Here is a 2,683-nt window from a genome sequence, read left to right as displayed (position 1 = left end):
GTCGGTCGACAAGATCTCGGCCCGGCTCAATGTCACCAAGGGCTCGTTCTATCACCACCACGACAACAAGGAAGACCTGATCACCGAGTGCTTCGAGCGCAGCTTCTCGGTGCTGCGCCAGGCCTTGCGGCTGGCCGCGCAGGCCGAAGGCGATGGCGGTGCGCGGGCCGCCGCCGCGGGGCGGGCGCTGGTGCGCTTCCAGCTGTCGGCGCAGGGGCCGTTGTTGCGGGCTTCGGCCACCAGCGCGCTGCCCGACCAGGCCCACCGCGACACCGTGCGCACCACGCTGCACCGCCTGACGCAACGCATGGCGGGCCTGCTGGTGCAGGGCGTGGTCGATGGCTCGGTGCGGCCGCTGGACACGCAGATGGCCGCGCAGGTGCTGGTGGGCGGCATCAACGCCGCGGCCGAGCTGCACCGCTGGGTGCCCGACGCGCGGGTGGACAGCGTGGCCGAGCTGTACGCCCGGCCGCTGTTCCAGGGCTTGCTGGTGCCGGTGGCTTAGCGCCCCGCCGTGTACAGGTCTCTCAGCTCGCGCTTCAGAACTTTGCCGATGGCGCTGCGCGGCAGCTCCGCCACCAGGCGCAGATCGGCCAGCCGCTGCGTCTTGCCCAGGCGTTCGTTGGTCCACGCACGCAACTCATCGGCCGTCACCGCCTGGCCGGCGGTCAGCACCACGTAGGCCACCGGCGTTTCGCCCCATTGCTCGGAAGGCACGCCGATCACCGAAGCTTCGGCCACCGCCGGGTGCTCGCGCAGCACTGCTTCCAGGTCGCTGGGGTAGAGGTTGAAGCCGCCGCTGATGATCATGTCCTTCTTGCGGTCCACCAGCGTCAGAAAGCCCTCGGCGTCAAAGCGGCCCACGTCGCCGGTGCGGATGAAGCGCTTGCCGGTCTCGTCGAACCATTCCACCGCGCGCGTCTGCTCGGGGCGGTTGTGGTAGCCGGTCATCATGCCGGGTGAATGGCCCACCACCTCGCCGGCTTCGCCCACCGTCAGCGTGCGTCCCTGCTCGTCGATCACGCGGATGTCGTGGCCTTCGGAGGGCCGGCCCACGGTGTGCAGCTTGTCGGGGAAGGCATGCGCTTCCAGGATGCAGGTGCCGCCGCCTTCGGTCATGCCGTAGAACTCCACCAGGCCGCCCGGCCAGCGCTGGAGCACATCGGCCTTCAGCGCCGCATGGAAGGGCGCGCTGGTGCTGAACTTCACCTTCGTGGCCGAGAGGTCGTGCGCGTCGAAGTCGGGCCGCGCCATCAGCCGCTGGTACTGCACCGGCACCAGCATCGTGTGCGTCATGCGTTCGGCCTCTGCCAGCTTCAGGTAGCCGGCGGCGTCGAACTTGGGCATCAGCAGCACGGTGCCACCCGCCGCCAGCGACGGGAAGAACACCACCAGCGTGGTGTTGGAGTACAGCGGCGTAGACAGCAGCGACACCGCCTGCGGCCCATACCCGTAGTGCATGCCGCGCCGCACATGCGACCAGCGCATGCCATGGCCTTGCACGATGCCCTTGGGCTCACCCGTGGTGCCCGACGAATAGATGATGTTGAAGGGCCAGCCCGGCTGCGGCGCCACCGGCTGCGGCTTCGCCCCTTCGGGGGCCAGCCAAGCTTCCAACGGCCGGCCGCAATCTGAGCCATCAAGCGCGATGCGCGGCGCGCTGCCTTCGGCTGCAGGCCCCGTGGTACCGGCCACGCTGCCATCGACGAACAGCAGCCGCGCTCCCGCGTCGCGCAACATGTTGGCAAAGGCCGCCGGCAGCACACCCGGGGCCAGCGGGGCCACCACCACGCCGGCGCGCAGTGCGCCGAGGAACACCGCGGCGTAGGTGGCCGACGAAGCCGCGCAGATGCCGATGGCATCGCCCGGCTGCAGGCCGTCGCGCTGCAGGCTGGCGGCCACGCGGTCCATCAGCGCATCCAGCTCGCCATAGCTCAGCGTGCGCTGCGGGTCCACCAGCGCGCGGCGTTCGGGCGCGGCCTGCGCATGGGCGCGGATCTGGTCGGTGATGACGCCGAAGTCGACGTCGAGGGCGGGGGTCATGGGCAAGTCCTTCTCTGCTCAGTAGCCGGCGCTGCGGTCCACCCGCCATTGCGGCGGCTGCCCGTGGCGCAGGCGGCGCAGCGTGTCCACGCATTGCGCGGCCACGGTGGTGAACGAAGCCTGCGCCGCGATGTGCGGCGTGGCCAGCACCTGCGGATGCTGCCAGGTCCAGTCGTCGGGGCGCGGCGGCTCGCGGTCGAACACGTCCATCACCGCGCCGGCCAAGTGGCCTTCGTCCAGCAGCGCCTTCAGGTCGGGCTCCACCACCTGCTCGCCACGGCCCACGTTCACCACGATGGCGCCACGCGGCAGCTGCGACAGGCGCTCACGGTTGAGCAGGCCGCGGGTGTCGGCGGTCAGCGGCAGGGCGCACACCAGGATGTCGGTCTGCGCCAGCAGCGCGGGCAGTTGCGCATCGCCGGCAAAGGTCTGCACACCGGGCAGCTCGCGCGGGCGGCGCGACCAGCCGGCCACCGGGTAGGCCAGCGGTGCGAAGGCGCGCGCGATGGCCTGGCCCACCGCGCCCAGGCCCAGCAGGCCGACGCGGCATTGCGATACCGGCCGCACCGGGTGGCGGTCCCACACGCCACGCGCCTGCTGGTCGGCGTAGCGCCGCAGGTCACGCGTGAAGCTGAGGCTG

General features: G+C 71.1%; 3 protein-coding genes. 1 reads left to right on the top strand and 2 read right to left on the bottom strand.

Going from position 1 to position 2,683, the window contains the following annotated elements; all coding sequences use genetic code 11:
• Positions 1-505, top strand: a 505-nt coding sequence (locus ABNT58_RS03820; protein ID WP_348752188.1) for a TetR/AcrR family transcriptional regulator, incomplete at its 5' end; no start/stop codon positions are given.
• Here the strand turns inward: ABNT58_RS03820 and ABNT58_RS03815 are convergent.
• Both ABNT58_RS03815 and ABNT58_RS03810 read right to left on the bottom strand, forming a co-directional pair.
• Positions 502-2,043, bottom strand: a complete 1,542-nt coding sequence (locus ABNT58_RS03815) for a class I adenylate-forming enzyme family protein (protein WP_348752187.1) — start codon at positions 2,041-2,043, stop codon at positions 502-504. The genes ABNT58_RS03820 and ABNT58_RS03815 overlap by 4 nt on opposite strands.
• A gap of 18 nt (positions 2,044-2,061) precedes the next feature.
• The coding region (locus tag ABNT58_RS03810) for an NAD(P)-dependent oxidoreductase (RefSeq protein ID WP_348752186.1) at positions 2,062-2,683 on the bottom strand (622 nt) is incomplete at its 5' end.

The organism is uncultured Aquincola sp., from assembly GCF_964001545.1.
GTDB lineage: Bacteria > Pseudomonadota > Gammaproteobacteria > Burkholderiales > Burkholderiaceae_C > Aquincola.
This window is presented reverse-complemented; position numbering and strand designations above follow the sequence as displayed.

Coding starts and splice junctions, on each gene's coding strand:
- ABNT58_RS03815 (WP_348752187.1), bottom strand. CDS start 2,043: ATGACCCCCGCCCTCGACGTCGACTTCGGCGTCATCACCGACCAGATC.